15 protein-coding genes are annotated in these 17,318 nt (G+C 69.0%); 6 read left to right on the top strand and 9 right to left on the bottom strand.

Annotated elements, in window-relative coordinates; all coding sequences use genetic code 11:
* Positions 1–3: 3 nt before the first annotated feature.
* The 5 genes from AC1RRR_RS25290 to AC1RRR_RS25310 form a co-directional block, all read right to left on the bottom strand.
* Positions 4–723 (bottom strand): Crp/Fnr family transcriptional regulator, encoded by a 720-nt coding sequence (locus AC1RRR_RS25290; RefSeq protein WP_492817327.1) that lies wholly within the window; start codon positions 721–723, stop codon positions 4–6.
* Between the two features lie 278 nt (positions 724–1,001).
* Positions 1,002–1,658 carry an SH3 domain-containing protein gene (locus AC1RRR_RS25295; protein ID WP_492817329.1) on the bottom strand — a complete coding sequence of 219 codons (657 nt, stop codon included), beginning with the start codon at positions 1,656–1,658 and terminating at the stop codon, positions 1,002–1,004.
* Positions 1,659–1,780: 122 nt separating this feature from the next.
* On the bottom strand, positions 1,781–2,908 hold the full coding sequence (locus AC1RRR_RS25300; RefSeq protein WP_492817331.1) for an acyl-CoA dehydrogenase family protein: 1,128 nt from the start codon (positions 2,906–2,908) through the stop codon (positions 1,781–1,783).
* On the bottom strand, positions 2,908–3,519 hold the full coding sequence (locus AC1RRR_RS25305) for a 2-hydroxychromene-2-carboxylate isomerase (RefSeq protein ID WP_492817333.1): 612 nt from the start codon (positions 3,517–3,519) through the stop codon (positions 2,908–2,910). The genes AC1RRR_RS25300 and AC1RRR_RS25305 overlap by 1 nt, the downstream gene beginning before the upstream one ends.
* A gap of 4 nt (positions 3,520–3,523) precedes the next feature.
* A complete protein-coding gene (locus AC1RRR_RS25310; protein ID WP_492817570.1) occupies positions 3,524–4,729 on the bottom strand; it encodes an acyl-CoA dehydrogenase family protein in 1,206 nt (401 codons plus the stop codon).
* A gap of 176 nt (positions 4,730–4,905) precedes the next feature.
* Here AC1RRR_RS25310 and AC1RRR_RS25315 point away from each other — a divergent pair, with 176 nt between their 5' ends.
* A complete protein-coding gene (locus tag AC1RRR_RS25315) occupies positions 4,906–6,573 on the top strand; it encodes a phosphatidylglycerol lysyltransferase domain-containing protein (RefSeq protein WP_492817335.1) in 1,668 nt (555 codons plus the stop codon).
* Here the strand turns inward: AC1RRR_RS25315 and AC1RRR_RS25320 are convergent.
* A complete protein-coding gene (locus tag AC1RRR_RS25320) occupies positions 6,570–6,785 on the bottom strand; it encodes a hypothetical protein (protein ID WP_492817337.1) in 216 nt (71 codons plus the stop codon). The two genes, AC1RRR_RS25315 and AC1RRR_RS25320, sit on opposite strands and share 4 nt — an antisense overlap.
* Positions 6,786–6,994: 209 nt before the next feature.
* Here AC1RRR_RS25320 and AC1RRR_RS25325 point away from each other — a divergent pair, with 209 nt between their 5' ends.
* From AC1RRR_RS25325 to AC1RRR_RS25340, 4 genes are all read left to right on the top strand, one after another.
* Positions 6,995–9,949 (top strand): peptidoglycan-binding protein, encoded by a 2,955-nt coding sequence (locus tag AC1RRR_RS25325; protein ID WP_492817339.1) that lies wholly within the window; start codon positions 6,995–6,997, stop codon positions 9,947–9,949.
* 74 nt (positions 9,950–10,023) lie between these two features.
* On the top strand, positions 10,024–10,947 hold the full coding sequence (locus tag AC1RRR_RS25330; protein WP_492817341.1) for a sulfite exporter TauE/SafE family protein: 924 nt from the start codon (positions 10,024–10,026) through the stop codon (positions 10,945–10,947).
* Positions 10,944–11,705, top strand: coding sequence for a TIGR02186 family protein (locus AC1RRR_RS25335; protein WP_492817343.1), 762 nt, complete (start codon positions 10,944–10,946; stop codon positions 11,703–11,705). The genes AC1RRR_RS25330 and AC1RRR_RS25335 overlap by 4 nt, the downstream gene beginning before the upstream one ends.
* Positions 11,706–11,708: 3 nt before the next feature.
* Positions 11,709–12,170 (top strand): DUF3429 domain-containing protein, encoded by a 462-nt coding sequence (locus AC1RRR_RS25340; RefSeq protein WP_291870349.1) that lies wholly within the window; start codon positions 11,709–11,711, stop codon positions 12,168–12,170.
* A 12-nt stretch (positions 12,171–12,182) separates the two neighbouring features.
* Here the strand turns inward: AC1RRR_RS25340 and pdeM are convergent, their stop codons facing one another.
* Genes pdeM through AC1RRR_RS25355 form a run of 3 tightly spaced genes read right to left on the bottom strand, consistent with a single transcriptional unit; the run spans position 12,183 to position 16,135 of the window.
* Positions 12,183–12,890 (bottom strand): ligase-associated DNA damage response endonuclease PdeM, encoded by a 708-nt coding sequence (gene pdeM, locus AC1RRR_RS25345; protein WP_492817346.1) that lies wholly within the window; start codon positions 12,888–12,890, stop codon positions 12,183–12,185.
* Entirely contained in the window at positions 12,887–15,331 is a 2,445-nt protein-coding gene (locus AC1RRR_RS25350; protein ID WP_492817348.1) for a ligase-associated DNA damage response DEXH box helicase, read from the bottom strand. Before AC1RRR_RS25350 ends, pdeM begins: the two co-directional genes overlap by 4 nt.
* 42 nt (positions 15,332–15,373) lie before the next feature.
* Positions 15,374–16,135: an SIMPL domain-containing protein gene (locus AC1RRR_RS25355; protein ID WP_492817350.1), complete on the bottom strand. Its 762-nt coding sequence runs from the start codon at positions 16,133–16,135 to the stop codon at positions 15,374–15,376.
* A 206-nt stretch (positions 16,136–16,341) separates the two neighbouring features.
* On the opposite strand from AC1RRR_RS25355, the gene AC1RRR_RS25360 reads away from it, so the two are divergent.
* Positions 16,342–17,301, top strand: coding sequence for an SEL1-like repeat protein (locus tag AC1RRR_RS25360; RefSeq protein WP_492817352.1), 960 nt, complete (start codon positions 16,342–16,344; stop codon positions 17,299–17,301).
* Positions 17,302–17,318: the final 17 nt, after the last annotated feature.

Below are 17,318 nucleotides of genomic sequence, written 5' to 3' on the forward strand. Positions count from 1 at the left end.
TCTTTATGGGGCGAACGACGCCGGCAGCAGCCGCTGGTAGCCCCGACGCACCGCGCCGTAGCACTCGCAGGTCATGGCCTCGAGGCCCACGCGGTCCAGGATGTCCACCACGCCTCGGCGATAACGGATCAGGCCCTTGGCCTGCAGCGAGCCGGCGACGGCCGTGACGGTGGTGCGCTGGACGCCCAGCATGTCGGCCAGGAACTCCTGGGTCAGGCTGATCGTGTTGCTGTCCAGGCGGTCGTGGCACGACAGCAGCCAGCGGCAGAAGCGCGCCTCGACCGCGTGCAGGGCGTTGCAGGCCACCGACTGGATGGCGTGACCGAACAGGGCCTCGTTGTGACGGTCGACCAGGTCGCGCAGGGCGGCGCTGCGACTCCAGGCCTCGTGCAGAGGACCTGAGGCGATGCGCAGAGCCGAGCCGGGGGCCTGGACGATGGCGCGGCTCAGCGACTGGCGCGGAGCCACGGCGGCCATCAGGCCCAGCGCCCCTTCGCGACCGATGGTGGCGGACTCGATGGCCGCGCCGTTCTCCATCAGCGTCATCAGCGAGATGATACAGTCGGTCGGGAAATAGACGTGATCGATCAGGTCGCCCGGATCATAGAGCAGGCGGCCCTTCTCGAGGTCGACCGTGGAAAGATGAGGCGCGAGCAGGGCCCTGTCTTCGGACGGCAATGCGGAAAGCAAGCGGTTCTTCAAGGTCGCCAACGGCCCAGTCATGACGAATCGAACGCCGTCTCACGGCAAGGGTTGCAAGCTATAGGTGGGACAGCTGGGCCGCGCCGTCGCTTAGCCGACACAATCCAGTCAGGAGCGGAGCAAAAACAAAAGAGTCCGGCGAACTCTTTGTGGGTGTCGATCATTTGACATGCTATCAGTTTGTCGGGTTCCCGACATAACTGCTCAGTCTAGGCGGTCCTCAACCTGAGATCATCTAGGATGGGCAAAGAAAAAGGCCGCCTCGCGGCGGCCCAAGTGAAGGATTCGGTTGGGGGTGACTACTTCGCCTTGGCGAAGGCCGAGGACATCCAGCCTCGGGCGCCGTTCTCGTCGTCGACCTCGATCCAGACGCCGTTGCGCTGGCCGGTCGGATAGACCGCGCCGCCGGCCTTGACCGTGCCGACGGCCGCGCCGTTGGGGGCCACCGTGCCGCGCAGGATGACGTCCTGGGTCGCAGCCAGGGTGGGCAGGGTGGCAGGGTCTGGGCTGGTGGTCGTGAGCGTGGCGGGAACGACGGCGGCGGCCGCGCCGCACTTGCCTTGATACAGGCCGGACATCACGGCCCGGCGCTGCTGGGCGACCTGGATGTTCTGGGTTTCGCGTTGGGCCTTGGCGGCCGCGGCGGCCTTGGCCTGCGCGGCGGCGGCGTTGGCGAACATGCCCAGGCCCGGGACCCGGCCCAGGGCGCCGCTGTAGAGCGCGGCATTGACGCCCAGGCTGGCGGCGGTCTCGGCCCCGCGCGCGGCGCCCTCGGCGCTGGCGATATTGCCGTTGGAGACGCCCATCACCTGGTCCATGCGGACCATCTCGGCGCTGATCTGGTCACAGCTCATCGACGCGTCGGTCGGATAGGTCAGCTGCAGCGTCTGGGCGTGGGCGGTGGTCGCGGCGAGGGCAAGGCCGGCAGCAGCGAAGGTGGCGATAAGCTTGGTCATGATGGCTCCCCTGGACGGAAGCCGTCTTTGAAACCCGCGCTCCGCGGGACCCCCGGTCCGTCAGTTCGAGAACGACGGTATCCGGGGGCTGTAGGGAGGGCCTATCCCCAGGACTGGGGGTATCAGAAGCCCATCATGCGGGCGTAGCGGTCGCGGTGGAAGCTGGCGCCGCCGAACAGGGCCTCGGTGACGCGGGCGCGCTTCATGAACAGGCCGCTGTCGTGGGCGTCGGTCATGCCGATGCCGCCGTGCATCTGGACCATCTCGTTGCTGGCCAGATGGACCAGCTCCGACGCCTTGGCCTTGGCGAGCGAGGCGAGGGCGCGGGTGTCACCGCCAGCGTCGAAGGCTTCCAGCGCCGCCTCGACGCACGAACGGGTGGTCTCGATGTCGGTGAACCACTTGGCGGCGCGGTGTTGCAGCGCCTGGAAGGTGCCGATGACCTGGCCGAACTGGGTGCGGGTCTTGATGTAGTCCAGGGTGATGTCGAAGGCCGCCGAAGCGCTGCCCAGCATCTCAGCCGCCAGGCCCGCATAGGCGCGGTCCAGCACCGGCTCCAGCACCGCCCAGCCCTTGTCGACCTCGCCCAGCACCGCGTCGGCGCCGACCTCGACGCCGTCGAAAGCGATCTGGGCCGCGCCGCGCGAGTCCAGCAGCGACAGATGGGTGCGGGTGACGCCCGGCGCGTCGCCGGGGACCAGGAACAGGGTCAGGCCCTCCGTGTCCGCGCCGCTGGTGCGGGCGACGACGATCAGCAGGTCGGCGGCCTCGCCATCCAACACGAAGGTCTTGGTCCCGTTCAGCACATAGCCAGCGCCGCCCTTGGTGGCGGTCAGGGCCGTGCGGGCCGGGTTGTGGTGCGACCCCTCGTCGATCGCCAGGGTGGCGACGGCCGCGCCGGTGGCGATCTTGCTCAGCCAAGCCGACTTCTGCGCGTCCGAACCGCCCAGGTTCAGCGCCGAGGCGGCGATCATGGCGGTGGAGAGCAGGGGCGAGGCGGCCAGGGTGCGGCCGGTCTCTTCCAGGATCAGGCCCAGGCCCAGATAGCCGAAGGCCGAGCCGTCATGCTCTTCCGGGACGATCACCCCGGCCCAGCCCATCTCGCCCATCTCGGCCCAGGCGGCCGGGTCGAAGCTCTGCTTGGACTTGCCGTCCCGCAGCTTGCGCAGGGCGCCGACGGGGGCGCTTTCGCTGGCCCAGCCCTTGGCGGCGTCGCGCAGCATGGTCTGTTCTTCGGTCAGGACGGCCATCAGGCGTGCTCCCTGGATTGGTGACGGACGGCCCAGTCGAGGGCCTGTTCCAGACGGTCGTTGCCCCAGAAGAGCTCGCCGTCGGCGGTGAGAAAGCTGGGCGCGCCGAACAGACCGCGTTCCTTGGCCTGGCGGACATGGTCCTTCAGCAGGGCCTTGATCGGATCGGACTGGGCGGCGGCCAGGACGTGCTCGGGACCCGCGCCAACCTCGGCGATCAGCGGGGCCAGAACTTCGGGACTGCCGATGTCCAGGTCGTCGACGAAGTTGGCCTGGTAGACCGCGCGGCTGAACGCCGGGGTCCAGCCGTCCTCGATCCCGACCAGCGCCACGCGGGCGGCCAGCAGGCTGTTGCGCGGAAACTGGCTGGGGTGATGCAGCGGCAGGCCTTGCTGGTCGCAGACCCGCTCCAGGTCGCGCCACATGTACTGACCCTTCACCGGTATGGCGTTGAAAGGACTGTCGTTCAGCCCCTGCTGCTCATGGAACAGCGGACCCAGGATGAACGGTCGCCAGGCCACGGCCACGCCCTTCTCGGCGGCCAGCCGCTCGATGCGCATGGCCGCCGGATAGGAGTAGGTCGAGGCGAACTCGTACCAGAACTCGATCATCGGCTTACTGGTGGTCCAGCAGGCCGAGGACGCGCTTGGCGACGACGTTCAGGTTCACCTCGCTGGTGCCGCCCTCGATCGAGTTGCCCTTGGCGCGCAGCATGGCGCGCGGGGCGGCCAGCTCCTCGGCGGCGAAGCCCTGACCTTCCCAGCCCAGGCCCTGGAGACCAAGGGCCTCGACCAGCAGCTCGGTGCGCTCCTGGTTCATCTTGGCGGCGGCGTATTTGATGATCGAGACGGCGGCGCTGGGGCCCGAGCCCTGCTTGGACTCGGTCTCAGCGCGGCGCACGGTCAGCATGAAGGCGTGGGCGTCCATCGAGTGGGCCGCCAGGCGGGCGCGGAAATCGCCATCGGCGATCCGGCCCTCGCTGTCGACGCCGATCTCCTTCTTGGCCGCCTCGACCGGCGAGAGGCCACCGCCGCCGCCGAAGCCCGAGGCGCTGATGTTCTGGCGCTCGTACTGAAGGAGCCGCTTGGCGATGTCCCAGCCGCCGTTCAGCTTGCCGACCAGCTGCTCCTTGGGGACCTTCACATTGTCGAAGAAGGTCTCGCAGAACGGCGAGGAGCCGCTGATCAGCTTGATCGGACGGGCCTCGACGCCGGGCGAGGTCATGTCGAACAGCACGAACGAGATGCCCTCGTGCTTCTTGGTCGTGTCGGTGCGCACCAGGCAGAAGATCCAGTCGGCCTGGTCGGCATAGCTGGTCCAGACCTTCTGGCCGTTGATCAGATAGTGGTCGCCCTTGTCCTCGCACTTGGTCTGGAGGGCGGCGAGGTCGGACCCGGCGCCCGGCTCGCTATAGCCCTGGCACCAACGGATCTCGCCCTTCACGATCTGGGGCAGGAAGCGCTGCTTCTGCTCCTCGGTGGCGTATTCCAGCAGCACCGGGCCCAGCATCCAGATGCCGAAGCTCATCAGGGCCGGGCGGGCCTTCAGGCGGCGCAGCTCCTGCTCCAGCACCTTGTTCTGGGCCTTGGACAGGCCGCCGCCGCCATATTCCTTGGGCCACATCGGCGCGGTCCAGCCCTTCTCGGCCATGCGGTCGAGCCAGAGCTTCGCGTCCGGGTTCTTCCAGACCATCTTGCGGCCGCCCCAGGGGGCGTCGTCCTCGCCCATCGGGGCGTTCAGGGACTTGGGATAGTTGGCCTCCAGCCAGGCGCGGGTCTCGGCGCGGAAGGCGTCGAGCTCGGTTCCCCCGAAATCGGCCATCATTCTTCTCCCTAGGCGGACGTCTGTAGTTGGCGCACACACTACGCCACGCGACGACGGCGGCAAGTCGATTCAAACGGTCGTTCGCATCTTGGCTCGCGACCATGTCATCGTTTGCGCGCTATACGGGGGATCACTGCTGAATCCCGTTGGGGATTCGTCTCTCCGGGATCTGGATGTCCTCGACAGTTTTCAGGCCCGCGGCCCTGGCGATCGCCCCGACCCTGGCGGCGATCCTGGCCGCGTCGGCGGGGGTCATGCTGCTGGCTTCGGGGGCGACGCCGTCCGAGCCGACCCGCTTCCTGCTGCTGCTGGCCTTCGCGCCGGACCTGCTGATCGAGATCAGCCACTTCTTCTCCTCCATCCTGGGCCTGGTTCTGCTGCTGCTGGCGTTCGGCCTGCGCGCGCGGCTGGGGGCGGCCTGGTGGGCGGTGCTGATCGTGCTGGCCGCCTCGGCGGTGTTGGCGATCTTCAAGGGCCTGAACTGGGAGGAGACGGCGATGCTGGCCGTCTGTTTCCTGGCCATCCTGCCGTTCCACGACGCCTTCCCGCGCAAGGCGGCCCTGACCCGCATGGAGATCACCCCCGGCTGGCTGCTGTCGGCCGCCGCGGCCGTCATCGGCGCCAGCCTGCTGGGCTGGTGGTCGTTCAACCACACCGAATTCGCCGACAAGTCCTGGATCCGCGTCCTGCAGGACCATGACGAGGCCGCCCGCGCCATCCGCTCGTCGGTGGCCGCCGCCATCGTGCTGTTGGCCGTCGGCATCTGGCGCCTGATCGCCACCGCCGCCACGCCCGGCGTGGTCGACGACACCGATCCCGAGTTCGACCGCGTCCGCGCCATCCTGGCCAAGGCCCAGGACGCCGAGCCGGCCGCCAACCTGGCTTTGCTGGGCGACAAGCGTTTCCTGTTCTCGGCCTCGGGCGAGAGTTTCCTGATGTTCGGCGTCCGTGGCCGCTCCTGGGTCGCCCTGGGCGCGCCGGTCGGCAAGGACGAGGAGCGCATGGAGCTGTTCTGGCGCTTCCGCGAGCTGGCGGACGCCCATGCCGCCCGCGCGGGCTTCTACGGCCTGGGTCCGGAAGACCTGCCCGACACCGTGGATCTGGGTCTCGCGATCCAGAAGACCGGCGAAAGCGCCGCCGTGCCGCTGGAGGCCTTCAGCCTGGTCGGCCGCCGTCGTGAAGTCCTGCGCCGCAACTGGCGCAAGGCCGGGGAGGGCGGGGCGGCCTTCGAGATCCTGCCCGTGGGCGAGCCGGTCATGGCGATCATGGACGAGCTGAAGTCGATCTCCGACGCCTGGCTCAGCCATCACGCCGGCGGCGAGAAGAGCTTCTCGATGGGCGGCTTCGACCCACGCTACGTGGCCGAGTTTCCCGTGGCGGTGGTGCGCGGCGAGGAGGGCAAGATCGTCGCCTTCGCCACCCTGTGGCTGACGGCCTGCAAGACCTCGTTCTCGATGGACCTGATGCGCTACTCCGACGAGGCGCCCAAGAACGTCATGGACTACCTGTTCGTCGAGCTGCTGCAGTGGGGCAAGGACGAGGGCTACCAGGCATTCGAGTTCGGCATGGCCCCGCTGGCCGGCCTGGAGGATCGCCCCCTGGCGCCGATCATGTCGCGCGTCGGCCGGCTGCTCTATGAGCGCGGCGAGGAGATCTACAATTTCCAGGGCGTGCGTCGGTACAAGGACAAGTACGACCCCGTCTGGCAGCCGCGCTACATTGCCGCGCCCCACAAGTGGGCCATCCCTTTCCTGCTCGCCGACATCGGTTTGCTGTCTTCGGGCGGCATGTCGGGGCTGACGAAACGGCCTAAGAAGGTCCCTGCGACTCCTGCGACCTAGTAGCGCTGCTGGTTACCGGTCTGGACGCCCAGCAGGTTGAACAGGTGCACCAGCATCAGCATCAGGGCGACCACGCAGACCATCATCAGCGGGCGCCACGGGATCATGCGCGGGCCCTTTAAAACGTTGATCGGACGCGCGCCGCGCCAGCCGCAGAACACGGCCAGGAGCAGGAACGCCGCCGAGGCGATGATCGTTAAGGTCAGGTCCATGGCCGCTTCTAGGCCTGCGACAATCGGCCTGGCAAATGGTTAACGCGCGTTAACCCTCTTGCGTTTTAACCACGCTACAGAACCCTGGGACTCCGTTCCGATTCCTCCACAATGAATCGTCTGGCCACTACATCTGGCGTTTTGGTCGCGTTTACACCCCAGGAATCGGTGACTAGCGTTTTCCTCAGATGCGAGGAGATCGATTCGCAATGACTGCGGCGTCGCCATGGAGCGTAAAGGGGATCGACCCCAAGGCACGAGAGGTCGCTAAAGACCTCGCGCGTCGCTCCGGCATGACTCTGGGCGAGTGGCTCAATCGCATGATCATCGAAGGCGATGGTCAGGGTCCGGATCTTAATTCCGGTTCTGAACCCGCGCCGAACCGCGCCTATCTGGAAATCGTCAAGGACGACGCGCCGTCGCGCATCGAGATCGCCGAACACCCGGCGGACGAGGTCGGCCGCGTGGCCGTGGCCCTGGACCGTCTGACCCAGCGCATCGAGGCCGCCGAAGGCCGCAACGCCGCCGCCATTTCCGGCATCGACCACTCGGTCCGCGACGCGCTCACGCGTTTGGGACAATCCGAGCGTGAACAGATCGCCGTCGCCGCCCGTTTCGAAGGGGCTGTGGACGAGCTTAAGACTGAGCAATCCCGCGCCACCGAGCGCGTGCGTCGCATCGAGACCGAAGCGGCTGGCCCGCGTTCGGCCGAGGCCCTCCGTGCGCTGGAAGGCGCGCTGGGTAAGGTCGCCGGTCATCTCTATGACGGCGAGGCCCGCACCCGCGAGGCGATCGCCGCCCTGGAAGCCCGCATCAACGAACAATCTGCCGCTGCTCCTCAAGACCCGTCCGCTCTGGTCGACGCCGTCGTGGCGCGCCTGTCCGAACGCCTTGAAGCCGCCGAGACCCGCACCAGCGAGGCCCTGCGCGAAATGAGCTCGTCGTTCTCGGCCCTGGACCAGCGCATGGGCGCGGTCGAAGGCGCCAACCCGGCCGCCGGCGTGCAAGAGCGCCTGGACAGCCTGGCCGCCACCCTGACCCAGAAGATGGAAGCCGCTCGCATCGAGATGGCCGCCAAGCTGCGCGACAGCGCCGACGGTCGCTTCGACCGCATGGAGCGCAAGCTGGGCGAGATGGCCGCGCACGTGCAGGCCGCCGAGCAGCGCTCGGCCCAGGCCATCGAGCGGATGGGCCGTGAAGTGGTCGGCGTCGCCGACGCCTTCAACCGCCGCGTCCAGGCTGCCGAGCAACGCAACGCCACCGCCATCGAGCAGGTCGGCGGCGAGGTGGCCCGCATCGCCGCCACCGTCGAGCACAAGCTGAACCGCAACGACAGCGTCCAGGCTCAAGCCCTGGAAAAGCTGGGCAGCGAGATCGCCCGCATCACCGAGAAGCTGGCCGAGCGCATCGGCAGCGCCGAGCGCCGCAACGCCCTGGCCATCGACGATGTCGGCGAGCAGGTCGCCCGCGTCACCGAGCGCCTGAACCAGCGTCACGAACGCTCCAGCCAGGAACTGATCGACCGCATCCGCCAGAGCGAGGAGCGCACGCTCCGCATGCTGGAGGAAGCGCGCGAGAAGATCGACACCCGCCTGCACGACACGGCCCGCAAGCTGGAGGCCGCTCCGGCCCCCGCGCCCGTCGCCGCGGCGCCGACCCCGGCTCCCGCGCCGGCCCGCGCCGCGCCGCCGCCGGTCTCGCCGTTCGAAGAGAGCTACTTCAACCAGTCGGCCTCGTTCAGCGGTCACGAGGACGTTGAAGAAGAAGACGTCTTCGCCGCCGCGCCGGCCCCGTCGCGCGCCCCGACGCCCTCCTATGCCGAAGACGTCGCCGAGTTCCCGGCTGTCGAGCCGGAAGACCGCGCCTTCGGTCACGATGACTACGCCCTGGCCGACGGCTTCGAGCCGGAAGCGCCCCGCTACGAGATCGAACCGGAAGTCTCCGACTTCGCGCCCGCCGAGCCCGCCCGTCCGATGTCGACCCGCGACATCATCGAGCAGGCCCGCGCCGCCGCCCGCGCCGCCGCCGCTGCCGACGCCAAGGGCGCTGGCAAGGCCAAGCCGGAGAAGAAGGCGAAAGCCAAGGCCGACAAGTCGGGTTCGTCGCTGTTCAGCGGCTTCGGCTTCGCCGGCAAGAAGACCAAGAACCGCCTGGGCGCCACCGTGGCGACCGTCGCGGTGGCCATCGGCTCGGCGACCGCCCTGGGCGCTGGCGTCGGCGGCCTGTTGCTGCTGAACACCGACGGCGCCGGCGCGCTGCCGCCGCGCGTGGCCAACGCCATCGCCGGTCGCAACGCCGACGTTGAGATCAACGGTCCGGAAGCCGACACCACGCCGGGCGCCCCGCGCGCCGCCGTGGCCCTGACGGCCAGCCAGGCGACTCCGGTCGCCGCCGAGGCGCCGGCCCAGCCGACCGACGAGGCCAAGGCCCTGTTCGAGGACGGCGTCCGCAAGATCGAAACCGGCGACCGCTCCGGCCTGGACGGCGTAAAGAAGGCCGCCAACGGTGGTTATCCGGCCGCTCAGTTCTACCTCTCGAAGATGTTCGAGGCCGGCAAGGGCATGAAGCAGGACATGCCGGAGGCGCGCCGCTGGAGCGAACGCGCCGCCGCCGGTGGCGACCCGCGCGCCATGCACAACCTGGCGCTCTACTACTTCAAGGGCGAGGGTGGTCCGCGCAACGTGACCACCGCCGCGACCTGGTTCCGCAAGGCCGCCGACCTGGGCCTCGTCGACAGCCAGTTCAACCTGGCCCAGCTGTACGAAGGCGGTTACGGCGTCAGCCAGAACCCGGCCGAGGCCTACAAGTGGTACGTGATCGCCGGCCGCGCCGGTGACGCCACCGCCCGCAGCCGCGCCACGGCCCTGCGCGCCCAGTTGACCGCCGAAGCTCAGCAGACCGCCGACCGCTCGGCCCTGGCCTTCCGTCCGCAGACGCAGGTCACGGCCAGCCTGTCGCCCGCCGCCGCGCCGGCCGCCAACGCCAATCTGGGCATGGCCCAGCGAGTGCTGTCGCAACTGGGCTACTACCAAGGTCCGCGCGACGGCGTCGCTTCGCCGGCCCTGCGCATGGCCATCGCCGCCTATCAACGCGACCAGGGCCTGCCGGCCTCGGGCAGCGTCGACGGCGAGACCCTGAGCAAGCTGTCGGTCTACGCGCGCTAAGCACAACGCGTTGACGCGCAAGGCGCGGCCCGGCAATCAGGGTAAACCCTGACGCCGCAAGGGCCGCGCGAGCTTTGCACTTTTACCTCCCCATCGCCGAAGTCTCGGTGAACGCGCTGCTGCTGGTAGTGCTGGGCGGGCTCGTGGGCTTCATCTCGGGGATGTTCGGGATCGGCGGCGGCTTCCTGATGACGCCGGTGCTGGTGTTCCTAGGCATCCCGCCGGTCGTGGCCGTGGCCAGCGAGGCCAACCACGTCGCCGCTTCGTCGGTCTCCAGCGTCATCGCCTACAGCAAGAAGCGCGTCGTCGACTTCAAGATGGGCGCGGTGCTGGCCAGCGGCGGGGCGATAGGCTCGTTCGCCGGGGTCGAGGTGTTCCGCTGGCTGCGCCTGATTGGCCAGGCCGACCTCGCCGTATCGGTCTCGTACCTGCTGTTCCTGGGCGTGATCGGCGCGCTGATGCTGACCGAGTCGGTGGGCGCGATCCTGCGCCGTCGCAGCGGCCAGCCGCCCAAGCCGCGCCGCGATCGCCGGCCGGCCCTGCTGTACGCCTTGCCGTTCAAGGTCCGCTTCCCGCGCTCGCGCCTGTACATCAGCGTCATCCCGCCGATCCTGCTGGGCGTCTTTGTCGGCATCCTGTCGGCGGTGATGGGCGTGGGCGGCGGCTTCATCCTCGTGCCGGCCATGATCTACCTGCTGCGCATGCCCGCGCCGGTGGTGGTGGGCACCAGCCTGTTCCAGATCGTCATCACCACCTCGCTGACCAGCGTGCTGCAGGCCGGCCGCAACCAGACGGTCGACATCGTCCTGGCGACTCTGCTGCTGATCGGCGGGGTGATCGGCGCTCAGCTGGGGGCGCGGGCCTCGGGTCGTTTCCGGGCCGAGGAGCTGCGGGCGCTGCTGGCGCTCCTGGTGCTGCTGGTCGGCCTGCGTATGGGCGCGGACCTGTTCATCAAGCCCGAGGAAGCCTTCGTCATCATGACGGGGACGGCGCGATGATCCCGCTGGTTGACGCTCCACCCGCGCCGGCTGTCTCGGCAGCCCTGACCGACACAGAGATCCGGGTCAGCTCCGGCTTCCGGGGCGCACGCATCGTGCTCTACGGCGCGGTGTTCGATCCCAAGGACCGCCCCAGCGACATCGTCGTCATCGTGCGTGGCCCCGACCAGCCGCTGCGCATCGCCCGCAAGACCCAGGTCGCCGGCCTGTGGCTGAACAGCCGTCCGGTGGTGTTCCATGGCGCGCCCGGCTTCTACCGCGTGGCCTCGACCCGCAAGCTGCAGGACATCGCCGGCTTCGCGCCGCTGCGCCACCTGGGCGCGGGGCTGGAGCACCTGGCCATCGCCGCGCCGCTGGAGCAGAGGGTCGAGACGACCTACGGCGTCCGCGACGTGGTGGTCAGCCGACTCGGGGCTGACTATCTGGACTGGCGACGCGCCGTGCTGCGTCTGAAGGAGAAGGCCGGCCTTTACGCCGCCGATCCGCAAGGGGTCCGTTTTGTGGACAAGGGCTTGTTCCGCGCCCAGCTGGATTTGCCCGCCGAGGCCCCGATCGGTCGGTATTCCGCCCGGATCGTCCTCTTCCAGGACGGAAAGCCGGTCTCGATCCGCGACCGCACCCTGGTGGTCGAGAAGGCGGGGGCCGAACGCGCCCTCTACGTCTTCGCCAAAGATCGTCCGTGGACCTATGGGCTCGTGTCGGTAATAGTCGCGCTCGGGGCAGGGTGGGCCGCTTCGGTGGCCTTCCGAAGGAGTTGAGTCATGAACGAGTCCGCGGGGGTGCGGACGCCGGTGCCGCCGGCGGTATGGGTCTTTGGTCTATCGACCCTTATTCCCTTCTTCATTGCGTCGATGCTGTTCTGCTACGGCCCCGCGCCCATCCAGAAGTCGGCCCTGCTGGGCCTGCTGGCCTATTCGGCCGCCATGGTCTCGTACTTCGGCGGCGTGCGCAGCGGGCTCGAGATCGAGAACGTCAGCCCGCGCTGGTCGGTGCTGGGCATCTCGCTGCTGTTCCCCCTGGCCGGATTCGGCCTGCTGCTGGGCGAGTTGAAGTTCGAGCCGGCCTGGCAGCTGTCGGGCTTCCTGCTGGTCTTCCTGCTGCAATGGGTCTGGGACGTCACCGACCACGACGGCCCCACCTGGCGCCCGCGCATGCGCACCCTGCTGACCGCCGGCGCGGCCATCTCGCTGGCGTTCTCGCTGGAGCAGGCGCTGCATATGTAGGGCGTTCGCGGCCTAGTCCGGCCGCAGCGACTTCATGCCCACCGCGTGAACGCGGCTAGGCCCCAGCGCGCCCGCCAGGAGGGGGCCGGCGAAGAGGTTCGAGAACGCCTCGTCCAGGATATTCAGCCCGCCCGTGAAGGCGCCGAAGGCCGGCAGCACCAGCCTTTGCCCATCGGTGACGAAGCAGCGGCGGCGGGTGGTGGCGTGACCGCTGGCGACCTTGGCGGCGGGATGCAGGTGGCCGGCGACCTCACCCAGCTGGACGCCGGGCAGGGGTTCGTGGCGCAGGGTCAGGCCGGCGATCTGGGCCTCGTCGATGATCTCGCCGGGCAGCGCCTTGGGGCCGTCGGCGTCGTGGTTGCCCACCGCCCAGACCAGTTCACGGCCCACGGCCAGGCCTTCCAGGCGCTTGTAGTCGTCGGGCGCGAGACGCGTCTCGCCGTCGCCGTCGTGGAAGCTATCGCCGAGGAAGATCAGTCGCGCCGGCGAGAGCAGGGCGATCTCGCGGTCCAGGCGGTCCAGGGTCTCGCGGGTGTCGTAGGGCGGCAGCATCTGGCCAAAGCGCGCGGCGTAGCTGCTGCCCTTCTCGAAGTGCAGGTCGGCCACGACCAGGGTGCTTTCGCGCTCCAGCCACAGGGCGCCGGACCAGCGCAGCATGACCTCGACGTTCGAGAGGCCGATCCGCAGGCCGCCGCAGGTGGAGGGGGAGAAACGCGTCACGACATGGCCTCGGCGATCAGGTCTTCCTCGGCCTCGGCCAGGATCATTTCGCCGGCGGCGTCGCCCGGCGCGCGTTCGCGGCCGATCTCCAGCATGATCGGCACGGCGAAGGGCGAGACGCGGTCCAACTGAACGTGGCGGATATGGCCGCGCACGCGGGTCAGCATGTCGCCCAGGCGCGCGATGTCCAGCATGCCGGTGGCCGCGTCATGGCGGGCGCAGCGCAGCATCAGGTGGTCGGGTTGGTGTTTTCTCAGCACGTCGTAGATCAGGTCGGTCGAGAAGGTCACCTGCCGCCCGGACTTCTCGGCGCCGGGATGGCGGCGTTCGATCAGGCCGGCGATCAGGGCGCAATGCTTGAACGCCCGCTTCATCATGAAGCTCTCGTCGAGCCAAGCCTCCAGGTCGTCGCCTAGCATGTCCTGAGCGAACAGTTCGTCGAGATCCAGACCGTCCATCGGCCGCAGCGACCAGATGTTCAGCGCGTAGTCGTTGCACACGAAGCCCAGCGGCCCGACGCCCAGGCGGTCCAGTCGCCGGGTCAGCAGCATGGCCAGGGTGGTGTGGGCCAGGCGGCCGTCGAACGGATAGCAGACCATGTGGAAGCGTTTGCCGCGCTGGAAGGTCTCCAGCAGCATCTCGCCTTCATCGGGGATGGCCGAGCGGATCTTCTGCCAGGCCAGCCATTCCTGAACGTCCGGGGGCAGGGCCTTCCACTCGTTCTCGTCGTGCATCATCTGACGCACGCGGCTGGCCAGATAGGTGGAAAGCGGGAACTTCGAGCCGCCCCAGCTGGGCATCTTCGGGTCGTCGTTCGGCGCGGGCGAAACGAAGGCGTCGGCCCCGACCAGGCTGTTGTAGCGCCAGACCTGGCCGGCGAAGATGAAGGTGTCGCCGGGCGTCAGCTGCTCGAAATAGCCTTCCTCGGCCTCGCCGATCTTGCGACCGCCCATCGGGCGTTTGCCGCCGCCGATGCGGATGTTGATCATGCCAGGCGTGACGATGACGCCGACGTTCATGCGGTGCTGCTGGCGGGCATGGCCGTCACGGGCGGTCCACAGGCCGTCCTGGGTCTGCACGATGCGCCGGAACTTGTCGTAGGTGCGCAGGGCGTAGCCGCCGGTTGAGACGAAATCGACGACGGTCTCGAAGTCTTCCCAGGAGAGCTCCGCGTAAGGCCCGGCCGAGCGGATCTCGTCATAGAGCTCGGTCAGCTTGAAGGGCTCGGAGCATGCGCAGCCCATGATGTGTTGGGCCAGGACGTCCAGGGCGCCGACGCGGGGCGGGTCGCCGTCCAGATGGTTCTCCAGGATCGCGTCGGCGGCGGCGCGGCATTCCAGCATCTCGAAACGGCTGGCGGGCACGAACAGGGCGCGGCTGGGCTCGTCCAGGCGATGGTTGGCGCGACCGATCCGCTGGACCATCCGCGAGGCCCCCTTGGGCGCGGCGAGCTGGATGACCAGGTCCACGTCGCCCCAGTCGATGCCCATGTCGAGCGTGGAGGTGCAGACCACGGCCCGCAGCTCGCCACGCGCCATGGCCGCCTCGACCTTACGGCGCTGCTCGGCCGACAGGCTGCCGTGGTGCAGGGCGATCGGCAGACCCTCGTCGTTCAGCTCCCACAGACGCTGGAAGGCGAACTCGGCCTGGAAGCGGGTGTTGACGAAGATCAGCGCCGTCTGGGACGATTTGATGATCTCATAGACCTCGGCCATGGCGTGCTCGGCCGTGTGGCCGGCCCAGGGGACGCGGCCGCCGGAGACCAGCACCTCGACCACGGGCTGGGCGCCGCCCGAGCCGAGGACGAGGTCGACCACTTCGCCAGCGCCGAGCCATTTTCGAACCAGGTCCGGATCGTCGACCGTCGCCGACAGTCCCACCCGCCGCAGGTTCGGCGCGAACTGCTGCAGCCGCGCCAGGTCCAGCGCCAGCAGGTCGCCGCGCTTGGACGGCCAGATGGCGTGGGCCTCGTCGATGATCACGCAGCGCAGGTCGGCGAAGTATTCGCGCGCCCCTTCCCAGGCGCAGAACAAGGCCAGCTGCTCGGGCGTGGTCAGCAGGATGTCCGGCGGCTTGATCCTCTGGCGCGCCTTGCGGCTCTCGCCCGTGTCGCCGGTGCGGCTCTCGGCCACGATCGGCAGGCCCATCTCGCGGATGGGGGTCAGGAGGTTGCGCTCGACGTCGACGGCCAGGGCCTTCAGCGGCGAGATGTAGAGGGTGTGGATGCCCGCCGGCGTGTTGCGTGGCGCGCGTTCGGCCAGCTCGATCAGGCTGGGCAGGAAACCCGCCAGGGTCTTGCCGCCGCCGGTGGGGGCGATCAACAGCGCCCCGCGACCGGCCCGCGCCTTCTCCAGCATGGCCAGCTGATGCGCGCGAGGGCTCCAGCCGCGGGCGGCGAACCAGTCTCGGAACTTGGGGGGAAGGGCGTCAGCCGCGAGCATTGATCGCGGTATAGCATGTTCCCCTTCTGTTTCGTCCAGCGATTACGGCTCCAGGCCGTAGGTCACCATGACGCGGGCGGTGCGCGTGATCGGCTGGGGCGCATAGTTCAGGGGCGAGGCCAGCGAAACCGCCGGGACCGGCAGGGGCGGCGGCGGTGGCGGGGGCGGCGGCGCGCCGTTGCTGGCATAGCCCATGACCACCGGGCCGGCCTGATTGTCCTGCACGCGAATGATCGGACCCAGCTTCACCCCGGAAGCGGAGGCGATCAGCTGGGCCTGGCGTTTGGCGTCGGCGATCGCGTCGCGCATGGCCGCGTCGTCCAGGGCGCTCTCGTCGGTCACGCCGCCGCCCGAAGCATTGACGTCCACGCCGCCCAGCTGCGCCACCAGCGACGCCGCATCGCCCGCTTTCGCGGCCGGGGTGACGCGAAGCTGGAAGCCCTGGGTGGCGATGCTGCCGACGATCGTACAGTCGCCGCTGGTCAGCTGGGGATAGCCCCGGTTCTCGCAGCCCTTGGCGCGGACCTCGCGAATCTGCAGGTTGAAGCTGCGCGTCTCGGTCGCCGGCTTGCCGGGTAGCTTCGGCAGGCTGGCCTCCAGCCGGGCCTGGGCCGCGGCCAGGGCCTTGACCGCCTCGGGCGAGGTCGCGCCTTCGCCGCGCAGGGTGAAGTTCAGCAGGGCGTAGTCGGCGGGCCGCTCGGCCTTGCCGCTGCCGATGACGTTGATCGTGGGCGCTGGCGCTTCGGCGGCGATCGCCGGCATGGCGACGGCGAGCAGGCTGACGGCGAGGAGGGCGTGGCGCACGGATCGGGGCTCCATTGGAGGTTGCGCGGCGAGTATTCGGTGAGGTCGAAAGGCTTGGCAATCGGGCGCCGCGATATTCGTCGCCGCCTGACGGGCGAGTCCGGTTGCGCGGGCGGCCTGTTTCCGCTGTCTGGCTTGACGCCTCGCTCGTCAGTGCGACGATCCGGGGACGGTGGGGTGCGATGCGTAAGAGACTATTGCCCGCGATGTTGGCTCTGGCGCTGTCGGTTTCCGGCGGTGCGGCCCGCGCGTGGGCGGATGTCGGGACGCCGGAAGCCAAGGCGACCTTCGAGGCGACCCTGCGCGACGCCCAGGGCGGCGACGCCACGCGCTTCGTCGACCTGGCCATGTTCTATCTGGACGGCGAGGGCGTCAGCCGCGACGTGCCCCAGGCCCTGGCCTGGCTGCGCAAGGGCGTGGCGCGCGGCGACACCGACGCCATGGTCGAGTTGGGCAATGTCTATTTCGACGGGGCCGACGGCGTGCCCAAGGACCGGAAAGCGGCCTTCAAGCTCTACAGCGAAGCCGCGCGGCGGGGCGATCCCAACGGCATGTACAATGTCGGGGTCAGTCACGAGGGCGGCGGCGGGCTGCCGGAGAACCCGCGCTTGGCGATGACTTGGTACCTCAAGGCCGCCGACGCCGGCTCGGCGCGCGGGGCCTACAGCGCTGGCGAGGCCTATCTGGCGGGCTACGGGACGCGCAAGGACAACGCCAAGGGCGTGGCCATGCTGCGCCGCGCGATCGAGATGGGCTCGGCCGACGCCATGAACGAGATGGGCCGGCTGCACTCGGACGGCACGGGTGTGAAGCAGGACCACGCCGAGGCGGTGCGGTTCTACAGCGCCGCCGCCAGCAACGACCTGGCCGCCGGCATGTCGAACCTGGGCGTTGTGCATCACAACGGCGAGGGCGTACCGGTCAACTACACCGAGGCCATGCGCTGGTTCCAGCGGGCGGCCGACCGGGGCTACCTCGAGGCCTGGTACGACCTGGGCATCATGTGCGAGCGCGGCCAGGGCATCACGGCCAATGAGGAACTGGCCCTGGTGATGTACCGCAAGGCCGCCCAGAGCGATGAGCCGGAGCTGCGCCGCAAGGCGCAGAAGGCGGTCAACCGGCTGCTGGGCCTGGACGACGAGGAAGACGACGGCGCGATCGGCTAGATACGTCGTTGTTCTTA

Source organism: Caulobacter sp. GW821-FHT12D05 (genome assembly GCF_058807295.1).